Below are 5274 nucleotides of genomic sequence, written 5' to 3' on the forward strand. Positions count from 1 at the left end.
GTTCTACTCTGGTGCGAGCAAGCGGACATCCCGTACGAATCACCGGTACGGATCAGGAAGCCCTCCGGGAGTGCACAGATGGATCACAGCGGGCACGGCACGACGATGGATCTGCCGCCGTTCACGCTGGGGCGGGGCCTCGAGTTCTCACCGGACGTGTTCTTCCTCGTCGGCTGCCTCCTCGCGCTCGGCCTGTACGGCTGGGGTGTCGCACGGCTGCGGCAGCGGGGCGACAGCTGGCCGGTGAGCCGGACGGTCTGGTTCACCGTCGGTGTGCTGAGCATCGCGCTGATGATGTGCACCAAGCTGAACGACTACGGCATGGTCATGTTCAGCGTGCACATGGTGCAGCACATGGTGATCAGCATGCTGTCGCCGATCGTCCTGCTGCTGGGCGCGCCGATCACGCTGGCGCTGCGGGCGCTGCCCGTCGCCGGCCGCGGCCGCAAGGGGCCGCGCGAGGTGCTGCTGATGCTGCTGCACAGCCGCTACATGCGGATCGTCACGCATCCGGTCTTCACGATCCCGCTCTTCATCGCCAGCCTGTACGGGCTGTACTTCACTCCGCTGTTCGACTTCCTGATGGGGTCGAAGACCGGGCACATCGCGATGATGGTCCACTTCCTCGCTGTCGGCCTGGTGTTCTTCTGGCCGATCATGGGCGTGGACCCGGGACCGCACCGGCCCGGTTATGTGATGCGGATGCTGGAGCTCTTCGCCGGTATGCCCTTCCACGCCTTCTTCGGCATCGCGCTGATGATGGCGACGGAGCCGATGATCGGGGCGTACCGCAATCCGCCGGCCTCCCTCGGCATCGACGCGCTCTCCGACCAGAACGCCGCGGGCGGGATCGCCTGGGCGTTCAGCGAGATCCCGTCCGTGGTGGTGCTGCTCGCGCTGGTCTTCCAGTGGTACCGCTCCGACCAGCGGCTGGCCAAGCGAAGGGACCGGGCGGCGGACCGCGACGGGGACCAGGAGCTCGCGGCGTACAACGCCTATCTCGCCTCCCTCCAGGCACGCGGCAACTGAGGCGTGCGAGTCGTCACCGGCCGGTAGCGCCGGGCCCTCCTCAGGGGCGACGATTGTCCTCGACGGCCCCCGCCGTCGAAGGAGGGCACATATGTCCGGTTCGACGAAAGCGATGGGAGTGCTGACCGTCGGGGCCCTGGTGGTCGTGACGGCGTACACGGCGGCTCTCGGCAGCAACGGCTGGCTCTGGTTCGCCTGGGTGGTGCTCGGGACGGTGACCATCGGAGTGGTGGCCTCGAAGGGCACCTGAGCCGCTCACGCCCGCCCGGCTGTCGCGGGCCCGGTCAGAAGCGGAAGACGGCCCCGGTCGCCACCGCGAGTTCGCAGGCGTTGGCGAAGGTCTTGTGCCAGGCGGTCGGTCTGCCGCGCCAGGCGCCGGTGGCACTGACCGTCACCGGGTCGTACTGCTTGGTGCACGGGTGCCGCTCCCCCGACAGCCGGTCCAGGTCACCGCGCGCGGCGTCCAGTGCGGCGCACGCGGCCGCCGCCTCCGGGTGGGGCCCCGCGGGCACGGGGCTGCAGTGCAGCAGCACGCCGCGGATCCAGGTGTTCTCCGATCCCGAGAGGGTCAGGAACAGCCCGCGCGACGGCTTGGCGGCCGGGGCCGCGTCCGGGACCATTTCGGGCAGCTCCGCGACGGCGACCGTGCCGGGCCCGTCGGGCACGGGGGAAGCGGACGACGCCGCGGCGGGTACGGCCGCGGCGGCGGTGAGTAGGGCGGCTGCGGCAAGAACGGCACTGCGGTGCATCCGGTGCTCCTGGCGGGGAAGCCGACTCTCGGCCGGCGCTGTCTGGGCGAGCCATAGAGCACTCCGCGGACACGGCCGGTGGCAACGCGCCACGCCGCGCCCTGGCACGTACGGGTGCTCCGGGTTGCTCCGTACGGCGCCGCCGCACCCGGTGAGCGCTTCGTCGTACTTCTGTGCCGCCGTCGGCCGGACGCGCCACGGCGCCGGACCGCTTCCCGATCATCATGATGGGCGGTATCCACCATCACCGGATGATCCTTGTTTGCCCGGATCCGACGAGGGCATTCGGCCCTTTGCCAGGTACCGCGCCGTACCGCGGCGGACGACGGGGCCGCGGACCGCAGGAGGATGTCATGGCCGAGCAGGACAGCCATCGCGTACACGCCGAGCACGACAGGGACACGGCCGAGCGGCTGTTCGAGCAGGCCGGCCGCACCGACGACCCCGAGCAGTCGGAACGGCTCCGCTACCGCGCCGAGCGCCTGCGGGCGCGCAGTGAGGCGGAGCTGCGCCGGGAGCCCGGCGCGCAGTTCGACGACCCGGACGAGGAAGGCCCGCAGTGACCGACGGGCCCCGCGGGCGCTGACCCTCGCCTTCCTGCGGGCCGTCGGCCGGCCGGGCCGGTCACATGTGACGGTTGGCGTAATGGCGCTCGATCAGCTCGATGTAGTCGGCGTCGTTCTCGTGCTTGCCGCTCTCGAAGTCGGGCGAATCCTTGACCTCGGCCCTGGTGCACCCCAGCCGTACGGTCTCGCTCCCGGTGTCGATCTGCGAGACCAGCCCGGCGGGCACCAGGACCCGCCTGCCGAGGATCCACGGCCCGGTGTCGACGACAAGATAGGAGCGGCCCACTTCCTCGGTGTGCTTGTCGACCTTGCCGATCGACCCGTCGGACGCCTCGACCGAGTATCCGACGAGCTGCGCCCCGGGCACGTACTGCGCGGTCTCGGGGTAGCCCCACATGTCGCCTGCCATCGTCGCCTCCTCCTCTGCGCGGGCCGGCCCCGCACAGCGGCGCGGGTACCCGTGCGCTCCTGCCTGACACCGTCGCCCCGGGGACGGGAGCCGCGCCGCGTGCGCCGTCAAGCCTTCCGGGAGGAGACCATGTGGGCGAAGACGACCACGTTCTCCTTGTAGTCCTTCGCCTTCTTGTCGTACTCACCCCCACATGTGATCAGCCGCAGTTGCGGGTCGGGGGTGTCCGCGTAGACCCGGTCGTTGGGGAAGTCCGATTTGCTGAAGCTCTCGATCTCGTCGACAGAGAAGGTGACGGTCGTACCGTCCTTGCGCACCACGTCCACCAGGCTCCCCGGCTTGAGCTCACTGAGACTCATGAACACCCCGGGCCCGGTCTTCGTGTCGAGGTGCCCGGCGACGATCGCCGTACCGGCCTCCCCCGGCGTCACTCCCTCACGGAACCAGCCGACGAGGTTGCTGTCGTCCGGCGGCGGCGCGTCGAGCTGACCGGACGGGCCGATGGACAGGGGCATGAACGGCGCGTCCACAGCGATCGGAAGGATCTTCAAGCGGGTCGGTTCGGCACGTGGTAGCCCCGGCCGGGTACTGGCCGAGGCGCTGGGGGCTGCACTGGGAGAGGCGCTGGGCTTCGCACCGGGGGCGGCGGACACGGAGATCAGCGGCGTCGCGGCGGATTTGGCGTCCTCCGTCGTGCCGACGGAGTTGTAGATCAACACGATGCCGAGCAGGGCAGCGGCCAGGGGCCAGAGCAGAGAACGCCCGCGAGAACGCTTCTCGGCCGGCTCCTTCGCTTGCTGTTGCAGGGCCATGAGGGCACACCTTTCACCGGGAGGAGTAGTGGCGACGTGATTACGGTCGGCCCGTTCGAGGCGCCTCACCACCCGGAGCAGCGGCATCCGGGCGATGCTGTGGCCCCGAAGAGTGATCCGGGCGGAATGTTCGCCTTTCGGGGCGACGGGCGGTGCCGCGGCGGAAGCTGACCGGCCGTCAGGGCTTCGGCCGGCGTGGGCGGTCACGGGGCGCGCCGGCCGAGTGTCTCGACCGCCGCGATCACCCGGTCCCAGAACTTCTCCGCGTCCAGGTCGACCGCGACGAGTGCGTTGACGGGCCGGTCGAGGTACTTGTGCAGGTCCACGACGGTCGCCCCACGCGTGTACCGCCCGTGCAGCTCGACGGCCACGTTCGCCTCGACGCACCGCACGATGTCCGGGTCGATGACGCGGGCCACGGCGACCGGGTCGTGCAACGGAGGCGCGGCGAACCCCCAAAGCCGGCGGTAGGCCGAGCCGAAGAACGTCATCAACTCCACGCAGAGGCGGGCCAGTGGGGTGTCGAGACGCTCCAGCCGGGCCAGCACCTCCGCCGTGGCGAGCGCCTGGTGCGTGACGTCGAGACCGCACATGGTGACCGGAAGACCGCTGCCGAAGACGATGTCGGCTGCTTCGGGGTCGACAAGAATGTTGAACTCGGCCGCAGGCGTGGTGTTCCCGAGCCCGATTGAGCCGCCCATCAGCACGATCTCGCGGATGTGCCGGGCACTGTCCGGATGACGGGTCAGCAAGAGCGCCACGTTGGTCAGCGGACCGGTCGGAACGAGGGTGACCGGCTCGGGATGCGCGGAGAGGACCCTGTGCATGAGGTCGACCGCGTGTTCCGGCACCGCCTCCACAGTGGGTTCCGGGAACCGCGGCCCGTCCAGCCCCGACTCGCCGTGGACGTCTCCCCCGACCCTGAGCGGCTGGACGAGCGGACGCGCGCAGCCGGCCGCGACGGGAACACCGGTGATCCCTGCGACGGTGCAGACCCGGCGGGCGTTGAGGGTCGTCTTGTCCAGGGTCTGGTTCCCGGCGACCGTGGTGATCGCCAGCAGTTCGACCGCCGGGTCCCCCGCGGCCAGCATGAGGGCCAGGGCGTCGTCATGTCCGGGATCGCAGTCGATGATGACGGGCACGGGCACGGCTCCACCTTGCTGTCGAAAAGGCGACCGCTGCCCCGGCGGGGGCAGCGGCCGCACATGTCACCGCGAGCGGATCCGATCAGGCCGCGGGGTTACCGGCCTTGCGGCGCCGCAGCATGTAGGCACCGGCGCCGAGGCCGCCCAGCAGGAGCAGGCTGCCCGCCGCCATGCCGCTGCCGGAGGAGGCCAGGCCACCGCCGCCGGTGTGCACGCCGCCATTGGGCTTCTCGCCCTTCCAGCTGTCGGACTTCTCGTGGTCGCCCTTGTCGCCCTTGTCGTAGTCCTTGTCGCCCTTGTCCTCGTCCTTGTACTTGTCCTCGTCCTTGTCCTCGGACTTGTACTTGTCCTCGTCCTTGTCCTTGTCCCACTCGTCGTTGGTCAGAGTGGCGAGGGCGCCACCGCCGGTGTGCACACCACCGTGCGGCTTGTCGCCCTTGTCGTAGTCCTTGTCCTTGTCCTTGTCGTCCTTGTCGTAGTCCTTGTCGCCCTTGTCCTCGTCCTTGTACTTGTCCTCGTCCTTGTCCTCGGACTTGTACTTGTCCTCGTCCTTGTCCTTGTCCC

General features: G+C 69.8%; 7 protein-coding genes and 1 pseudogene. 3 read left to right on the top strand and 5 right to left on the bottom strand.

Features of this window, described 5'->3' with window-relative positions:
* Positions 1-78 precede the first annotated feature (78 nt).
* Both ACWGH4_RS27970 and ACWGH4_RS27975 read left to right on the top strand, forming a co-directional pair.
* Positions 79-1029, top strand: a complete 951-nt coding sequence (locus ACWGH4_RS27970) for a cytochrome c oxidase assembly protein (protein WP_441265898.1) — start codon at positions 79-81, stop codon at positions 1027-1029.
* A 91-nt stretch (positions 1030-1120) separates the two neighbouring features.
* The gene (locus tag ACWGH4_RS27975) at positions 1121-1279 is read left to right on the top strand and encodes a hypothetical protein (protein WP_189469930.1); all 159 of its coding nucleotides are present in this window, start codon (positions 1121-1123) and stop codon (positions 1277-1279) included.
* A gap of 34 nt (positions 1280-1313) precedes the next feature.
* Here ACWGH4_RS27975 and ACWGH4_RS27980 read toward each other — a convergent pair whose 3' ends face one another.
* Positions 1314-1778: an SSI family serine proteinase inhibitor gene (locus ACWGH4_RS27980; RefSeq protein WP_453465834.1), complete on the bottom strand. Its 465-nt coding sequence runs from the start codon at positions 1776-1778 to the stop codon at positions 1314-1316.
* 353 nt (positions 1779-2131) lie between these two features.
* On the opposite strand from ACWGH4_RS27980, the gene ACWGH4_RS27985 reads away from it, so the two are divergent.
* Positions 2132-2341 (top strand): DUF6381 family protein, encoded by a 210-nt coding sequence (locus ACWGH4_RS27985; RefSeq protein ID WP_453465836.1) that lies wholly within the window; start codon positions 2132-2134, stop codon positions 2339-2341.
* A 61-nt stretch (positions 2342-2402) separates the two neighbouring features.
* On the opposite strand, the gene ACWGH4_RS27990 is transcribed toward ACWGH4_RS27985, so the two are convergent.
* The 4 genes and pseudogenes from ACWGH4_RS27990 to ACWGH4_RS28005 all read right to left on the bottom strand — a co-directional run.
* Positions 2403-2753: a PRC-barrel domain containing protein gene (locus ACWGH4_RS27990; RefSeq protein ID WP_453465838.1), complete on the bottom strand. Its 351-nt coding sequence runs from the start codon at positions 2751-2753 to the stop codon at positions 2403-2405.
* A gap of 107 nt (positions 2754-2860) precedes the next feature.
* On the bottom strand, positions 2861-3565 hold the full coding sequence (locus ACWGH4_RS27995; RefSeq protein ID WP_453465840.1) for a class F sortase: 705 nt from the start codon (positions 3563-3565) through the stop codon (positions 2861-2863).
* Between the two features lie 203 nt (positions 3566-3768).
* Complete coding sequence (locus tag ACWGH4_RS28000) at positions 3769-4713, bottom strand: nucleoside hydrolase (protein ID WP_441265998.1); 945 nt, start codon at positions 4711-4713, stop codon at positions 3769-3771.
* Positions 4714-4792: 79 nt separating this feature from the next.
* Positions 4793-5274: pseudogene (locus ACWGH4_RS28005) on the bottom strand (DNA primase); the annotation flags it as partial.

The sequence above is a fragment of the Streptomyces sp. NPDC054847 genome (assembly GCF_053610925.1).